17 protein-coding genes are annotated in these 14,876 nt (G+C 75.1%); 10 read left to right on the forward strand and 7 right to left on the reverse strand.

Annotated elements, in window-relative coordinates:
• From AC5L3Z_RS18280 to AC5L3Z_RS18290, 3 genes are all read right to left on the reverse strand, one after another.
• Positions 1-2,709: an FtsX-like permease family protein gene (locus AC5L3Z_RS18280; RefSeq protein ID WP_494843543.1), complete on the reverse strand. Its 2,709-nt coding sequence runs from the start codon at positions 2,707-2,709 to the stop codon at positions 1-3.
• A 34-nt stretch (positions 2,710-2,743) separates the two neighbouring features.
• A complete protein-coding gene (locus tag AC5L3Z_RS18285; RefSeq protein WP_494843545.1) occupies positions 2,744-5,935 on the reverse strand; it encodes an FtsX-like permease family protein in 3,192 nt (1,063 codons plus the stop codon).
• Between the two features lie 87 nt (positions 5,936-6,022).
• The gene (locus tag AC5L3Z_RS18290; protein ID WP_494843547.1) at positions 6,023-6,430 is read right to left on the reverse strand and encodes a hypothetical protein; all 408 of its coding nucleotides are present in this window, start codon (positions 6,428-6,430) and stop codon (positions 6,023-6,025) included.
• Between the two features lie 42 nt (positions 6,431-6,472).
• Here AC5L3Z_RS18290 and AC5L3Z_RS18295 point away from each other — a divergent pair, with 42 nt between their 5' ends.
• Positions 6,473-6,766 (forward strand): hypothetical protein, encoded by a 294-nt coding sequence (locus tag AC5L3Z_RS18295; protein ID WP_494843549.1) that lies wholly within the window; start codon positions 6,473-6,475, stop codon positions 6,764-6,766.
• Between the two features lie 18 nt (positions 6,767-6,784).
• Here AC5L3Z_RS18295 and AC5L3Z_RS18300 read toward each other — a convergent pair whose 3' ends face one another.
• Entirely contained in the window at positions 6,785-6,958 is a 174-nt protein-coding gene (locus AC5L3Z_RS18300; protein WP_334527021.1) for a hypothetical protein, read from the reverse strand.
• Positions 6,959-7,061: 103 nt separating this feature from the next.
• Between AC5L3Z_RS18300 and AC5L3Z_RS18305 the strand changes: the two genes are divergently transcribed.
• Positions 7,062-7,358 carry a hypothetical protein gene (locus AC5L3Z_RS18305; protein ID WP_494843551.1) on the forward strand — a complete coding sequence of 99 codons (297 nt, stop codon included), beginning with the start codon at positions 7,062-7,064 and terminating at the stop codon, positions 7,356-7,358.
• Between the two features lie 14 nt (positions 7,359-7,372).
• Here the strand turns inward: AC5L3Z_RS18305 and ligD are convergent, their stop codons facing one another.
• Positions 7,373-8,413 (reverse strand): non-homologous end-joining DNA ligase, encoded by a 1,041-nt coding sequence (gene ligD / locus AC5L3Z_RS18310; RefSeq protein ID WP_494843553.1) that lies wholly within the window; start codon positions 8,411-8,413, stop codon positions 7,373-7,375.
• Positions 8,414-8,460: 47 nt separating this feature from the next.
• Here ligD and msrB point away from each other — a divergent pair, with 47 nt between their 5' ends.
• Together msrB and AC5L3Z_RS18320 are read left to right on the forward strand one after the other, a co-directional pair.
• On the forward strand, positions 8,461-8,871 hold the full coding sequence (gene msrB, locus AC5L3Z_RS18315; RefSeq protein ID WP_494843555.1) for a peptide-methionine (R)-S-oxide reductase MsrB: 411 nt from the start codon (positions 8,461-8,463) through the stop codon (positions 8,869-8,871).
• A 36-nt stretch (positions 8,872-8,907) separates the two neighbouring features.
• The gene (locus AC5L3Z_RS18320) at positions 8,908-9,279 is read left to right on the forward strand and encodes a hypothetical protein (RefSeq protein WP_494843557.1); all 372 of its coding nucleotides are present in this window, start codon (positions 8,908-8,910) and stop codon (positions 9,277-9,279) included.
• 4 nt (positions 9,280-9,283) lie between these two features.
• On the opposite strand, the gene AC5L3Z_RS18325 is transcribed toward AC5L3Z_RS18320, so the two are convergent.
• On the reverse strand, positions 9,284-9,559 hold the full coding sequence (locus AC5L3Z_RS18325; protein ID WP_494843559.1) for an early set domain-containing protein: 276 nt from the start codon (positions 9,557-9,559) through the stop codon (positions 9,284-9,286).
• 167 nt (positions 9,560-9,726) lie between these two features.
• Between AC5L3Z_RS18325 and AC5L3Z_RS18330 the strand changes: the two genes are divergently transcribed.
• The 6 genes from AC5L3Z_RS18330 (at position 9,727) to AC5L3Z_RS18355 (ending at position 13,896) form a co-directional block, all read left to right on the forward strand.
• On the forward strand, positions 9,727-10,245 hold the full coding sequence (locus AC5L3Z_RS18330) for a pyridoxamine 5'-phosphate oxidase family protein (RefSeq protein ID WP_494843560.1): 519 nt from the start codon (positions 9,727-9,729) through the stop codon (positions 10,243-10,245).
• A 143-nt stretch (positions 10,246-10,388) separates the two neighbouring features.
• The gene (locus tag AC5L3Z_RS18335) at positions 10,389-10,646 is read left to right on the forward strand and encodes a metallothionein (protein WP_494843561.1); all 258 of its coding nucleotides are present in this window, start codon (positions 10,389-10,391) and stop codon (positions 10,644-10,646) included.
• A gap of 71 nt (positions 10,647-10,717) precedes the next feature.
• Positions 10,718-11,302 carry a redoxin domain-containing protein gene (locus AC5L3Z_RS18340; protein ID WP_494843563.1) on the forward strand — a complete coding sequence of 195 codons (585 nt, stop codon included), beginning with the start codon at positions 10,718-10,720 and terminating at the stop codon, positions 11,300-11,302.
• Position 11,303: 1 nt separating this feature from the next.
• The gene (locus AC5L3Z_RS18345; RefSeq protein WP_494843564.1) at positions 11,304-12,200 is read left to right on the forward strand and encodes a cytochrome c biogenesis CcdA family protein; all 897 of its coding nucleotides are present in this window, start codon (positions 11,304-11,306) and stop codon (positions 12,198-12,200) included.
• Between the two features lie 9 nt (positions 12,201-12,209).
• Positions 12,210-12,686, forward strand: coding sequence for a GNAT family N-acetyltransferase (locus AC5L3Z_RS18350; protein ID WP_494843565.1), 477 nt, complete (start codon positions 12,210-12,212; stop codon positions 12,684-12,686).
• 127 nt (positions 12,687-12,813) lie between these two features.
• A complete protein-coding gene (locus AC5L3Z_RS18355; protein WP_494843567.1) occupies positions 12,814-13,896 on the forward strand; it encodes a lytic polysaccharide monooxygenase auxiliary activity family 9 protein in 1,083 nt (360 codons plus the stop codon).
• 79 nt (positions 13,897-13,975) lie between these two features.
• On the opposite strand, the gene AC5L3Z_RS18360 is transcribed toward AC5L3Z_RS18355, so the two are convergent.
• Positions 13,976-14,770 carry a hypothetical protein gene (locus tag AC5L3Z_RS18360; RefSeq protein WP_494843568.1) on the reverse strand — a complete coding sequence of 265 codons (795 nt, stop codon included), beginning with the start codon at positions 14,768-14,770 and terminating at the stop codon, positions 13,976-13,978.
• Positions 14,771-14,876 lie beyond the last annotated feature (106 nt).

Below are 14,876 nucleotides of genomic sequence, written 5' to 3' on the forward strand. Positions count from 1 at the left end.
TCAGCTCTCCTCTCCGAGCCGGAGCGCCTCACCGAGGCGCAGCCGACGATTGTTCAGGGCCTCGACGGCGACCGCGAAGCCGAGGGCGACCGCCCCGAGCGCCACCACCCCGGCGACCAGCGCCGGTTCGAAGGCCACCCGGACGGGGGTGCCCCGGGTGAAGGTGGCCAGCCCGAGCACCGGGTTGAGCAGCACCGGCAGCAGCGCGCCGACCAGCGCGCCGGTCAGCACCGCCGCGCCGACCAGCGGCGACAGCTCGATCAGCAGCAGGCCGCGTCCCTGCCCGCGGGACAGGCCGAGGGTGCGGAGCCGGGACAGCACCTGCCCGCGGGCCCGCGCGCCGGCCAGCACGGTGAAGGCGATGGCGAGCAGGCCGAGGACGGTGCCCCCAGCCGCACCCGCGACGAAACCGAAGACGAGCACGCCGTTGGGGCCGCCCTCGCCCAACTCCCGCCGGACCGTCGTCCAGGTGGAGACCTCCACGGGGAGGTTGCGCTCCCGCGCGTTCACCGCCGATCCGCGCTGGAACCGGGACTGTCCCTCGGTACCCACCGCACGCAGCCGCGCGGCGTCGAAGTTCTCCCCAGCCAGCACGAAGCCGGTCGGCACCACGGCGTACTCCCTGGTCGGCAGGGCCTGCCAGGGCAGCACGACGAACCGGTCCCCGCCCCCGGTGAGCAGGGGGAAGGTCTCCGCCTGCCCGGCCACCCGGAACTCGTACCGCTGGCCCTGGACGGTGATGAACGCCGACCCGGTCAGCCCCGCGCGGGCCAGGTCGGCGGCGACCGCCGGGGAGACCACCGCCGGCGCCGAACCGCCCGGGCCGGCGGTCACCAGCGTCCTCGGCAGCCCGGGGCCGCGGCCGGCGGTAGCGGCCACGCGGTCCAGAGCCGCGGCGTCGACGAGCAGGACGGTGGCGTCCCCGATCCGGGCGTCGGTGCCCACCGCGTCCTTCGCCAGCCGCTGCGCCGGCTCCTCCGCCAGCGGGGCCGCGACCCGCACCCCAGGCACCCGTTCCAGCTCGGCCCGGGTGTCCGGGGCGAACCGCTCACCGCGCAGCAGGGCGTCCCCGGGAACCATGGCGGTGGCCGCGCGGTCCCGGCTCGCCTCGACGCCGGCGGCGACGACGGCGCTGAACGCGGCGGTGGCGATCGCCAGCACCACGACCACCAGCGGGGCGGTGGCCTGGGCCCGTCCCGCCCGGGCGGTGCCCAGGAAGGCGACGCTGCCCCGGGCCCGGGCCGCCAGGCGGCTGAGCAGGCGCAGCGGCAGCGGGTAGAGCCGGATCGCCACCAGCGCCGCCGCCACGGCGAGCAGCACCGGGACCGACACCAGCAGCGGGTCCACCGCGCCGGACTCCAGGCCCCGCCGGCGCAGCAGCACCACCGCGAGCGCGGCGAGCAGCAGCAGGCCGCCCTCGACGCCGAGCCGGCGCGTCGACGGCCGCAGCCGCAGCCCCTCCCGCCGCCCGGTCGCCTCGGCCCGCGCGGTCAGGGTGGCCACCGGCAACGCCAGCGTCACCAGCACGGTCAGCGCCACGGCGAGTCCCAGGGTGTCGCCGGCACCGCCGGGCGCGAGCGTCCCGGCCAGCCAGCCGAGCACCGCGGCCGGCGGCACCACCAGCAGCGACTCGGCGAGGCTGCGTCCCGCCCCGGCGGCGGGACCACCGCCGCGCGCTCGCAGCAGGGCGAACTCGCCCCGGCGCCGGCGGACCGCCGAGCCGGTCGCCAAGAGCACCAGCCCGCCCAGCGTGGCCAACGTCCCCGCCGCGATCACCGCGAGCACCGTCCGGGCGGCGTCCATCCCGGCGATGAACTGTCGCAGCGGGACGTCGAGGCCCTGGACGAAGGTCCGCCCCGCCGACCTGCGGGACATCTCCTGGAGGCCGGCGAGGATCTGGTCCAGGGCCCGGACGTCCATGTCGGCGGAGAGCCGGTAGCGCCAGCTCAGCCGCAGCGACCAGCCGATCGCGGCCTGCCGGTCCAGTGCGGCCTCGTCGACCACCGCGAAGCCGATGAAGGGCTGCCCGTCCCCGAGCGGTTCGACCACCCGCAGCAGCGGCGGCAGGGCGTCCCAGATGCCGTCGCCGCCGTCGCGGGGCGCGAACAGCCCCACCACGGCGATCGGGGTGGGCGGCAGCGACACGCCCGGGGTGTCCGGGCCCCTGAGCGTCAGCCGGCTGCCCACCCGCAGGTTGAACTGGCCGGCCACCTGCGCGGCGAGCGCCACCTGCACCGGTTGCCCGGACGGCACCGGCCCCCGGTCCGGCCAGCGCCCCTCGACCAGGGTGGCCGCCTCCCGGATGTCCGGCACGACGCGCAGGCCGAGGTCCACCGTCAGGTTCCGCGCCGCCAGGTCCCGGCCGACCACCCGGCTCGGCTCGGTCTGGGCGCTGAACCACCGCTGCGCGACCAGCTCGCGCACCCGCGGCGGCATGCCGGCCCGGATGGTCTCCAGGTCGCTGCGGTACGCCTCCATCAGCGACGTGCCGTTGGCGGTGGCGGTCAGCGGCGCCGCCGAGTAGGTCAGGTCCCGCTCCTGCGCGGGACGGTCGGCGAGGAACTGGTGCAGGCCCTGCCCGGCGTACCAGTTGACCAGCCGGGGGACCCCGCTGACCAGCAGCGTCGCCGTCATGGTCAGGACGGCGAGCAGGAGGAACTGCCCACCGAAGGCCCGGACCCGGCGGGCGGCCGCTCCCACGCTCAGCACGTCGCCACCTCGCCGCCGGCCTCGATCGTCCCGGTCACCGGTCTCCCCCGATCCGCAACTGCGCCGCCGCCACCCGCTGCCGGATGCCGAGGGCGATGAACACGCTGACGGCCAGCGCCGCCACCAGCAGGCCCGCCGCGGTCAGTCCGACGGGTTGCCAGGGCAGCACGAAGGCCGCCTCCGGCACCGGCCGGTCGGCCGCCGGGGTCAGCACGACCAGCGGGGCCATCGCGGCGCCGACCACCGCGCCCAGCAGCAGGCCGACCCCGACCCCGATGCCGGCCAGGAAGGTCTGCTCGGCGAGCAGCGCCCGGGCCAGTAGCCGGGGCCCGGCGCCCAGGGTGTGCAGCACGGCGAACTCCCCCAGCCGCTGCCGGGTGGTGGCCCAGACGTCGACGACCAGACCGACCAGGGCCAGCAGCACCGAGCCGAGGGCGGCGGCGAGCAGCCCGGTCCGCGCCCCCTGCCAGTACGGGTCCGCGGCGGCCTCGTCGGCCACCACCCGCCGGTCCAGCACGGTGACCCCGGCGAGCCCGGCCGCCGCACGCGCCGCCTCGGCGTGCCCGTCGGGGTCGGTGGCGAGCCACCACTGGGCGGTGGGTCGGACCACGCCCCGGTCGCGGACCAGCCAGTCGGTCGCCGCGGGCAGGTCGAGCAGGATGCCCGCCCCGATACTCGACGGCACGGCGTCCAGCTCGCCGACGAGCCGGACCGGCAGCGTGGCCCCGGAGAGGGAGAGGGTGACCGTGTCGCCGACGCCCAGCCCCAGCGCGGCGCGGACCGCCGGGGTCATCAACGCCCCCGGCGGGCGGTTCTCGCCGGACGGGACCACCACGAAGCGGGACGCCACCTGGTAGGCGAACCGGCCACCGGGAGCGAGGAGGACCTCACGCTCGACGGCGAGGCCGCCGGTGCTGGTGTCCAGTGACACCGTCTTGCCGGGGTTGCCACTGGTCACCGTCCAGTCGTCGGTGAGCGGCACCGGGCGGGCCGGCCCGTCCGGGCCGGCGCTGGCCAGGTCGGCCAGCTCCAGCCGGTACGCCCGGCCGGCGACGTCCCCCGCGTCGAGTTCGAACCCGGCCAGCCGCAGGCCGCCCGCCCCCGCCTCGGGGAGGTCCACCGTGAACCGCGCCGGCCGGCCGTCGCTGCCGGTGACGGCGACCGGCAGCCGCCAGGCCGCCCCGTCCGCCCCGGTGATCAGCACGAAGACGGAGACCTGGTGCGGGGCGACGGGATCCCGCACCGGGGTCCGCAGGGTGCCGGTCAGCGTCCGGGTACCGCCGGGCAGGTCCAGCCCGGCCGGTGCGGCGCGGGACCGGACGAGCCGGTCGAACAGCGCGGACGACGGCTCGTCGGCCAGCCGGTCGGCGAGCCGGACGACACCGCCGGCGGTGGCGAGGTCGAGGCCCACCACCGTCGTCTCCAGGTCGGCGCGGCTGACCCGGATCTCGTCCGACCAGGCCGGCAGGGCACGGGCGACCCCGGGCAGCCCGACGAGTTGGGCGGCGCGGTCGGTGGGGGCGGCGCCGCGGCGCTCCACCAGGCGCAGGTCCGCCCCGACGGTGTGGTCGGCCCGGTCCAGCTGGGAGCGGGCGGCGGTGGCGACCAGCGACCAGGCCAGGGTGCTGCCGCCCACGGCGAGCGCGAGCAGCAGCACCGGTCCGGCGTGCGGGCGTCGACCGGCCTGCCACATGCCGAACATGGTGGCGGTCCACGGTCGCCGGTCGACGAACCGCTCGGCGTACCGGGTCACCGGTGGCAGCAGGCGCAGGGCGACCACCGCGCCGGCGAGCACGCCCAGGGTCGGGGCGGCGACCAGGAGCGGGTCGATCCCGAGCCGGCCGCCGGCGCCGGCGACCGGCGACGCGTACTGCCGCAGCTGGGTCCAGGCCAGCACCGCGAAGCCGATCAGCACCAGGTCGACGCCGGCCCGCTGCACGGCGGCGGACCGGGTCGGCCGGGACCGAGCGGCCAGGTCGGCGACGTAGGTCCCCGCCCCGCGCAGCGCCGGCAGCACCATGGTGGCGAGGCAACCGGCCGCGGTGCCGGCGGCCACCGCCCAGAGCAGCGTGGTGTCGGCGTCGGCGCGGCTCAGGTCGACCGGCCCGCCGGCGCCCAGCCGGCGCAGGGCCGCCTCGGCGAGCACCGGCCCGAGCACGGCGGCGGGCACGACCACCAGGAACGCCTCCCGGGCGGCCAGGCCGGCGAGCTGCCGGCGGGCCGCGCCCCGGGCGCGCAGCAGCGCGGTCTGCGGCCGCCGGTCCTGGTGCAGCAGGGCGGCGATCAGGATCAGGGCGTAGCCGCCGAGCACGACGATCAGCAGCAGCGGGGTGGCGAGCGCGGACCGGCCGGTCAGGTCGGCCCGGCTGATCCGGTCCAGCAGCCGGTCGATGCGGGTCACGGTCTGCGCGGACGAGCCGAGGCCGGCCCGCTCGGGGACCTCCACCGCCGCGGCGGCGACCCGGGGCGGCAGGTCGGCCAGGCGCGACGCCCCCACCGCGGCAAGGTCGGGCACGACCACCCAGGACACGGAGGCCGAGCCGGGGAAGGCGGCCACGAAGTCGGCCGGGTCGAGCACGAACGGCCCGAAGGAGGAGCCGTCCTCGGCGCCGGCGCCGGCGGCCACGCCGGGGGCCAGCCGCCAGTACGGGTCGGCCGGGTCGCGAGGCCGCCAGGTGCCGGTGAGGACGAGTTCACCGTCGCGGTCGGAGCGGCGGTCCCGGACCGCGATCCGGTCACCGGGGGTCAGGCCGAGGAGGCCGGCGACCTTCTCCGGCAGGGTCACCCCGCCGCTGCCGGCCGGCGGCCAGGCCCCCGCCACCAGGTCGGCGTGGCCGGGCAGGTCGTCGAGGGTGGCCAGGTTGGCGAAGACCGGGTCGTCGCCGGTGCGGCGCACCGCGCCGAGGTCGCCGGTGAGCTCCCGCCCGGTGCCGTAGCGGGCGGCGGCGACGGTCACCGGGGCGCCGCCGAACGCGGCGGCGAAGCCCTCCCGGACCGCCCGGTCCCGGGTGGTGAACTCGGCCGCGTCGGCGCCGCCGGAGCCGGTGACCAGCAGGCTGCGCTCCTCGACCGGGGCGGCGGCCAGCAGCGCCCGCTGGCCTGACTCCACCGCCCGCCGGTTGTACTCGGAGAGCCCGGCGACCAGCACCACCGCGACCAGCGCCGCCGCCACGGCGGCGGCCAGCAGACCGCGCGCCTCGCGGGCCCGCCTCCAGACCAGCTTCATCCGACCCCTCCCCCGCAGCCCCCGCCGGGCCGACGATCACAGAGAGCGGGTACGGGCCGGGAAAGGTTCGCGTCCTTTACGTGATCGTTATCGTTCGTCCGGCGCCCAGCGCAGCCCGGCCCGGTCGGCGGCGCCACGCAGGGCGGTGGCGAACCGGGCGACGTCGCCGTCGACCCCGGCCAGCTCGTCGGGACCGAGCAGCGGCCGGTGACCGGCGTCGGTGACCGCGAGCACGCAGGGGGTACGCCCCTCGCTCGCCGCCCGTACCGCCGGGGTGCGCTCGTTGAGGTGCACCAGCTCGACGGGCACCCCCAGCGCGTCGACCAGCTCCCGCCACTCGCGCCGGGGGCCGAGCGCGTGGTGGGTGACGTCGCAGAGCGCGCAGTGCGCCGTCCCCCGGGCCTTGCCGATCAGGTACGCCAGCTCGCCGCGGAGCCCGCCGTCGGCGTGGTAGACGCCGACGATGCCGCGGATCACGTCCGGAGTGGAGGTCATGAGGGCAAGTGTGCCCGGCCAGGATGTGCTTTCCTCGCCGACATGGAGTTCACCCTCACCGCGCTGACGTTGCTCGTCGCGACGCTGCTGCTGGTCCGCCTGCCGGGCTCGACCGGGCGGGACGGCACGGCCGCCCGCCTGACGGAGATCGAACGTCGGCTCCAGCTGGTGATGGACCACCTCGGGGTGGTCGACGACGGCCCGGCGCTGCCCGGGGTCCGGGAGCATCTGGCCCGGGGCGAGAAGATCAAAGCGATCCAGGCGTACCGGGCGGCGACCGGCGCGGATCTGAAGACCGCCAAGGAGGCGGTGGAGGCGATGGCCCGGCACCGCTGACGGCGCATTGGCGGGTGGTCAGTCGGCGGACGAGTCCGGCCGGTGCTGCTTGATCCACTTCTCGACGTCGGACTTCCGCCAGACCTTGCCCATCGCCAGCACGGCGATCGGCTCCGGGAAGTTCCGTTGATTGGCGATCACGGACGCGCGCTGCCGGGAGACGCCACCGAGCATCTCCCGAATCTCCGACACGCCGACAAGCTCCACACGTTGACGATGACAGCGGCACAGTCGCCGCACGGCGACAACTACGGTGATTGTTGACAGAGGCAATAGTGGGGGCGAGCATGGGTGCATGGCCATGCCACACACCTCTGCCGGACCCGACCGCCAGCGGCGAGCCGTCCGCCCGCACGTGCCGATGCGGCCGCTCTGGCTCTGCCGGGTCTGCGCCGCCGCCTGGCCGTGCCCGCCGGCGCGACTGCTGCTCGGGATGGAGTACCGCCGGGACCGGGTGGCCCTCAGCGTCTACATGGCCGGCCAGTTGTTCGACGCCACCGCCGACCTGATCAAGCTCAGCCCGAATTCGGCCCCGTCCCCGGCCGACCTGTTCGAGAGGTTCCTGGCCTGGACGGCTCGCCAACCCCGCTGAGACCGCCCGCCGCCCTATGCGGGACCGTCGCCGACGGCGCGCTTCGCCCGGGAGGGCTGGACCCGCTTCGGCTCGCCGGGCATCTTCGGGTGGTCCGGCGGGTAGGGCAGGTCGCCCTGGCCGGCGGCGGCGTCCCGGTCGGCCCACTCCAGCAGCGGCGTGATGTCGTACGCGGTGTCGTCGATGCCGGCGTGCGGGTCGCCCCGCTCGGCGAGCCGCGCCGGGACGCTGCGCAGGTCGAAGTCGTCCGGGTCGACGTCGGGCAGTTCGTCCCAGTCGACGGGGGTGGAGACGGTGCCCCGGGCGTTGGCGCGCAGCGAGTACGCGCAGGCGATGGTGCGGTCCCGGGCCATCTGGTTGTAGTCGACGAAGACGCGCCGGCCGCGCTCCTCCTTCCACCAGGCGGTGGTGACCAGCTCGGGTCGGCGCCGTTCCAGCTCCCGGGCCAGCGCGATGGTGGCCCGGCGCACCTCGGTGAACGTCCAGCGGGGTTGGATGCGCAGGTAGACGTGGACGCCCCGGCCGCCGGAGGTCTTCGGCCAGCCCGTGACACCCAGCTCGGCCAGGAGCCCGCGCAGCTCCCCGGCGGCGGTCGCCGCGTCGGCGAAGTCGGTGCCGGGCTGCGGGTCGAGGTCGATCCGCAGCTCGTCGGGGCGGTCGACGTCGGCGGCGCGCACCGGCCAGGGGTGGAACACGATGGTGCCCATCTGGGCGGCCCAGGCGACGTGGGCGAGGTCGGCGGGGCAGAGCTCGTCGGCGCTGCGCCCACTGGGGAAGGTGATCGTCGCCGTGCCCACCCACGGTGGGACGCCCCGGGTGGGCACCCGCTTCTGGAAGAACATCTCCCCCTCGACGCCCTCCGGAAAGCGCTGGAGGGTGGTGGGCCGGTCCCGCAGCGCCCGCATGATGCCGTCGCCGACGGAGAGGTAGTAGTGGAAGACGTCGGCCTTGGTGAAGCCGCGCTGCGGGAAGATCACCCGGTCCGGGCTGGTCAGCCGGACGGGGTGCCCCGCCACCTCGATCTCGGTCACCGCCGCCTTCGCGCTGCCACCCATTCCGCGACCCTATGCGACGCCCCCGACGTCCGACGTACCGTTGACGGGTGAGTCTTGACAAGAGCGATCTGCCCCGCACCGAGGAAGAGTGGCGGGTCCGGCTGACCCCGCAGGAGTTCCGGGTGCTGCGCGAGGCCGGCACCGAGCCGGCCTGGACCGGTGAGTACGTCGACACGAAGACGCCCGGCGTGTACCACTGCCGGGCCTGCGGCCTGGAACTCTTCTCCAGCGACACCAAGTTCGACTCGAACTGCGGCTGGCCGAGTTTCGACGACGCCATCCCGGGCCGGGTCAAGGAGATCCCGGACAACACCCTCGGCATGAGGCGTACGGAGATCCGCTGCGCCCGGTGCGACAGCCACCTGGGGCACGTCTTCCACGGTGAGGGCTTCACCCCGAAGGACACCCGGCACTGCGTCAACTCGGTGTCGATCCGGCTGGAGCCGAAGCAGGGCTGAGCCGCGGGGTTGCGCGGGCCGGGTACCCGTGGAGGGGTGCTGCGGCTCGACGTGCGGCGACTCGCCGCGATAGACATGTACGGCTCGGCGGGCAGCCGGGTGCGCCGCTGGGTGATCCTGGCCGAGTTCGTCCTCGGCGTGGTCGGCTGCCTCGCGGTCGGCGGGTGGGTGGCGAGCGGTGGGCAGCCGGCGCATGCCCTGCTCGGCGGCTGGTTGGCGCTGGTCGGGCTGAACTACGTCCCGCTCACCCTGCACACCGTCTCGCTGCTCCGGCCCGGCGCCCTGGACCGGGAACTCGCCGGCGTCGACATCGCCGCGACGCTGCGGCACTACACCCTCCAACAGCTCTGGATCTTCGTGCCGCTGCTGCTGGTGGTGCTCGCCGTGCGCCAGGCGTCCCGCCGGTGACCGGTCAGAGCAGCAGCAGGCTGCCCCGGTCGTCGACCCGGTCGGCGGAGTCGTCGTCGAGCCAGACGCCGCCGCTGGCCAGGTAGCGGAAGCGGTACTGCCCCGGGCCGAGCCGGACGGTCACCGTGCGGGTGCCGTCGCGGCGGGCGACCAGTTCGTGCCGGCCGGGCTCCCAGCCGTTGAAGCAGCCGACGACGCTGACCGGGCCGGGCGGGATGTCCCGGGGCAGGCAGAAGGTGACCCGGGTCTGGTTGCCGAAGAGCTTGCTGCGCTTGATCACGTGATCCTCCGGGGTCGAGGCGGTCCACCAGGTCCAACGCGCGACACGCGGGGGGCGAAACGCCGCCTGACCGGAGGAATCACGCAAGTCGCCCCCGTTGATGTCGGCACCTGCCGGGCGAACAGATATGACACAAGGTGTCAGGTTTCTGGCGGAGCATGGTGGGCATGCGCGAAACGCCAGACGAACTCACCGAACTCCAGGACCTCCTCGACTCCTCCCTCTCCCGCGCCACGTCGCACCTCCGCTCGATCATCGCCGAGCGCACGCTGACCGCGGAGCAGCTCACCCAGGTCCTCACCGGCATGTGCACCCTCGCCCTGTCCACCGTGACGGCGAAGGGCGAGCCGCGGATCAGCGGCGTGGACGGGCATTTCCTGCACGGCAGGTGGCACTTCGGCACGGCGCGCAACGCCGCCAAGGCCCGCCATCTCGCCGCTCGCCCCGCCGCCAGCGTCGCGCACCTGCGCGGCGAGGACCTGGGCGTGTTCACGCACGGCAGGGTGGAGATCCTCAACCCCCAGGACGGCGAGCCTGCCGCGGACTGGCCGGACCTGCTGGCCTACCTCAAGGACTTCTACGGCAGCGACGCCTTCGACTGGGACCGTGAGGTGGTCTACTACCGGTTGCACCCGCACTGGATGAGCGTCTACGCCCCCGACGTCGACAAGCTCACCGCCACGTGATCCCAGGCTCGTGAACCGGCCTCCCTCGACACGCCGGGGGCGAACCGCGGCCCGACCGGATCGACTCGCGGTATTTCGCCCCCGGAGGGCCCCGCCATGCCGCACCCTGATGTCACCTGTCCTGATACCGGGGGTTTTCGATCGTGGCTACCTGTGAGGTCTGCGGCAACGACTACTGGATGGCGTTCGAGGTGCGCACGGTCAGCGGTGACACGCACACCTTCGACAGCTTCGAGTGCGCGGCGCACAAGCTCGCGCCGATCTGTGAGCACTGCCAGGTCAAGATCATCGGCCATGGCGTCGAGGTTGCCGGACGCTTCTTCTGTTCCGCGCACTGCGCCCGCTCGGAGGAGGCCCAGGGCGCGGAGATCCGCGACGCGGTCGGCGCCCGACCGGCCTGACCGGAGCGGCGCTCCGGGGCGTAATCGAGCGGTAAGGGTCGGCGGGCCCGGCCCGCGGCTAGCATCCGGACATGTCCACCGCGATCCGCCGTTTCCTCCCGTCCGCGCTGACCGCGGTCGTGCTGACCCTGACCGCCTGCGGCGGCTCCACCGCGCAGCCGCCCGCGCCGGAGGCCGCCCCGACCACGGGGGCCACGGCAGCCCCGGGCAGCGCCGGGCCGGACGCCACCGGCGGGCCCGCCCGCCCGGCCACGCCCCCGACCCTGGACTTCACCGCCCGCACCCTCGACGACCGGTCGTTCGCCGGCAGCAGCCTCGCCGGCAAGCCGGCGGTGCTGTGGTTCTGGGCCGCGTGGTGCACCCGCTGCCGGGGCGTCGCCGACGAGGTCGCGGCCGTCGCGCGGGACAACGCGGCGCGGGTCAACCTGGTCGGGGTGGCGGGGCTGGGCAGCGGCGCCGACGCGATGCGCCGCTTCGCCCGGGACACCGGCATCGAGGGCTTCCCGAACCTCGCCGACGACGACGGCGCGGTGTGGCGGCGGTTCGGCGTCACCAGCCAGGAGCAGTACGTCCTGCTCGACTCGGCCGGGAAGGTCGTCCACTCGGGTCCGCTGTCGCAGGACGAGCTGCGCCGCCGGGTCGCGAAGCTGACCTGAGATGCCCGACGCCTCCTACGGGCTGGCCCTCGGCGCGGGCCTGCTCGCCGCGGTGAACCCGTGCGGCTTCGCGCTGCTGCCCGCGTACCTCTCGGTGCTGGTGCTCGGCGACGGCCCGGCGGCGGACCGCGGGCCGCTGCGGCCGGTCGGCCGGGCACTGGCGCTCACCGCCGCCATGACGGTCGGGTTCGTCGCGGTGTTCGGCCTCTTCGGGCTGCTCGCGGGACCGGCCGCCGACGCCGTGGCGAGCCGGCTGCCCTGGGTGTCGGTGCTGATCGGCCTGGCGTTGGTGGCCGCCGGCGGGTGGCTGCTCGCCGGCCGGGAACTGCCGACCGTCACCCCGAGGATGGCCACCGGGCCGGCGGTCCGGCTGCGCTTCACCTCGATGGCACTGTTCGGCGCGGCGTACGCGGTCGCCTCGCTCGGCTGCACCATCGGACCGTTCCTGGCGGTGGTGGCCGCCGGCTTCCGCGCCGGCAGCCCGCTGGCCGGCATCGGCCTCTTCGTGGCCTACGCGGTCGGGATGGGGCTCATGGTCGGGGCGGCCGCCCTGGCCGTCGCCCTGGCCCGGGAGTCGCTGGTGCGCCGCACCCGGCGGGCGGCCCCGCTGCTCGGCCGGGTCGCCGGGCTGTTGCTGGTGCTCACCGGCGGCTACGTCGCCTGGTACGGCTGGTACGAGATCCGGGTCTTCTCCGGCCGGTCGGCAGAGGACCCGGTGATCGACGCCGCCGGCCGGGTGCAGTCGGCCGTCAGCGGCTGGCTGGACGGGCTGGGCCCGTGGGTCGTGGCGGCCGTCGCCGTCGCGCTGCTCGCGCTGGCCGCCGGCAGCACACTGGTACGCCGCCGGCGCACCGCCGCCGACCCGGCCCCGACGCCCGAGCGGGTGGACGGGGCCTAACATCGCAGGGTGCCGCAGACCGCCACCCTCCACGCCGCCACCTTCGCCGAGCTGGACGCGCGCACCCTGCACGACCTGCTCCGGCTCCGGATCGACGTGTTCGTGGTGGAGCAGGCCTGCGCGTACCCCGAACTGGACGGCCGGGACGTCGAGCCGGGCACCCGGCACCTGTGGCTGGAGCGCGACGGTGTGGTGCTGGCGTACCTGCGGATCCTGGCCGACCCCGACGGCGTGGCCCGGATCGGTCGGGTGGTGGTCGCCCCGGCGGCGCGCGGCGGCGGCCACGCCGGCCGGCTGATGACCGAGGCCCTGCGCCTGGTGGGCGACCGGCCCTGCCGGCTGGAGGCGCAGTCCTACCTGGTCGACTTCTACGCCCGGCACGGCTTCGCGGTGACCGGCCCGGAGTACGTCGAGGACGGCATCCCGCACGTGCCGATGCGCCGCGCGGGCGTTCCCGAGCCGCCGACGGACCACCGGAGACATTGACGGACACCGCTTTCCTGTGCGAGCCTGCGAGGCAGAGCCGTCGCGGGAGCCACGTGGCGGGGCTCGGGAGGGGGCAACTCCCGGCCGTCCGGGCGTCGTCGACCGACCCCGAAACCCCGGAGGCTCCATGTCCACTCTCCTGCGCAGACGACCCCTGCCGATCCTGGCGGCGCTGCTCGCCGTCGGCGCGATCGTCGCGCTGCTGCTCACCACCGCCCTGGCCCGCTCCGCGTCCGCGCACGGCTCGGTCGTGGACCCGGCATCGCGCAACTACGGCTGCCTGCAACGCTGGGGCAGCGACTTCCAGAACCCGAGGATGGCCACCGAGGACCCGATGTGCTGGCAGGCCTGGCAGGCCGACCCGAACGCCATGTGGAACTGGAACGGCCTGTTCCGTGAGGGCGTCGCCGGTAACCACCAGGCCGCCATCCCCGACGGCCAGTTGTGCAGCGCCGGGCACACCGTCGGCGGGCGCTACGACGCGCTCGACGCGGTCGGCGCGTGGAAGACCGTACCGGCCGCCGCCAATTTCAAGATCAAGCTGTACGACCAGGCCAGCCACGGCGCCGACTACATCCGGGTGTACGTGACGAAGCAGGGCTTCAACGCCCTGAGCAAGCCGCTGGCCTGGAGCGACCTGGAACTGGCCGGGCAGATCGGCGACACCCCGGCATCGCGGTGGACACCCGAGACCCAGGGGGTGTCGATCCAGGTGCTGGCGAACGCGCCGGGGCGCACCGGCCGGCACATCGTCTACACCATCTGGCAGGCCAGCCACCTCGACCAGTCGTACTACCTGTGCAGCGACGTCGACTTCGGCGGCGGCGGACCGACCACCCCGCCCACCACCCCGCCGCCGACCACGCCCCCGCCGACCACGCCGCCGCCCACCACCCCGCCGCCGGCCGGCGGTTGCACCGCCACCTACCGGGTCACCGGGCAGTGGCAGGGCGGCTTCCAGGGCGAGGTCGAGGTGACCGCCGGCGCGGCGGCGGTCAAGGGCTGGACGGTGACCTGGACCTTCGGCAACGGCCAGCAGGTCACCTCGTCGTGGAACACCACGTTGGGCAGCAGCGGGTCCACGGTGACCGCCCGAAACGTGAGCTGGAACGGGGCGCTGGCCGCCGGGGCGAGAGCCACCTTCGGCTTCCTTGGCTCGTGGAGCGGCGCCAACACCGCGCCGACTCCGACCTGCACCGCGACCGTCTGACCACCGTGGGCCGTACCCGGCACCCCGGGTACGGCCCACGGGCCACCAGCGGCGCGACCCGGGCCGGCGGCGGGCGGGCTCAGGTCACCGACGTCAGCCGCCCGCCGTGGTCGGCCGCCTCCGACCAGGCGAAGCGGGAGCGGTGCTCGCGCGGAAAACGGATGAACCGGGGATCCAGCAGGTCGACCAGTTCGACGAGCCGGTGCTGGAGCTCGGTCAGCCTCGGCAGTGCGGGATCGGGAGCCGCCGCGACCCGGTCGACGTCGCCCAACAGCGGGGTGAACCACCGCCGGAACGAGTCGTCCTCGTCGAGCAGGGTGTCGAACTCGGCGTACCCGCGGCAGTGTCGCCGGCCGGTCTCGTCGTCCGTCTGGACCATGACCTCCCCGATGGCGCGTTGGGCCGTCCGGAAGATGCGGAACTCGGTCCCGACGTCGAGCTGCCCGAAGTGGATCCCGCTCAGGATGCCGCCGATCCGGGAGATCTGCCGCATCACGTCCCGGTTCAGCCGGTTCCTGCCCAGGTCCAGGAACTGGACGTCCCGGCGGAGGATCTCCACCCAGGCCAGGTACTCGGCGAACACGAACGCCGTGCTCCGCCGGGCGTACTCCGCATCGTCGGCGCTGCCGTGCACGACGAAGGCGGTCAGGAACCCCCGGCTCTCGCCGGCCGCGTCGACACGCCGGCCGTGCAGGATGTTGAAGATCCTGCTCTGGAGATCGAAGGCCGCCATCGCCAGGTGCGCCCCGTAACGGTCCATGTAGCTCCGCCGGTCGAGCCGTCGCGCCCGCTGCTGATACCAGTAACCGAGGAGCGCGGTGAGCACCGCACCGGCCACGGAGACGATGGCGGAGACGAGCCCCACGGCATCCACCCGGTCCTCCAACGCTGTCCGCGGTCGTGAAGTGCTGCCACGAGCGATTGAAGTACACCGGTGCCACCGCGCGGTGCGGACGGGACGGCGGCGGGGGCCCCGGTGT

It is taken from the genome of Micromonospora sp. LZ37 (assembly GCF_059359015.1).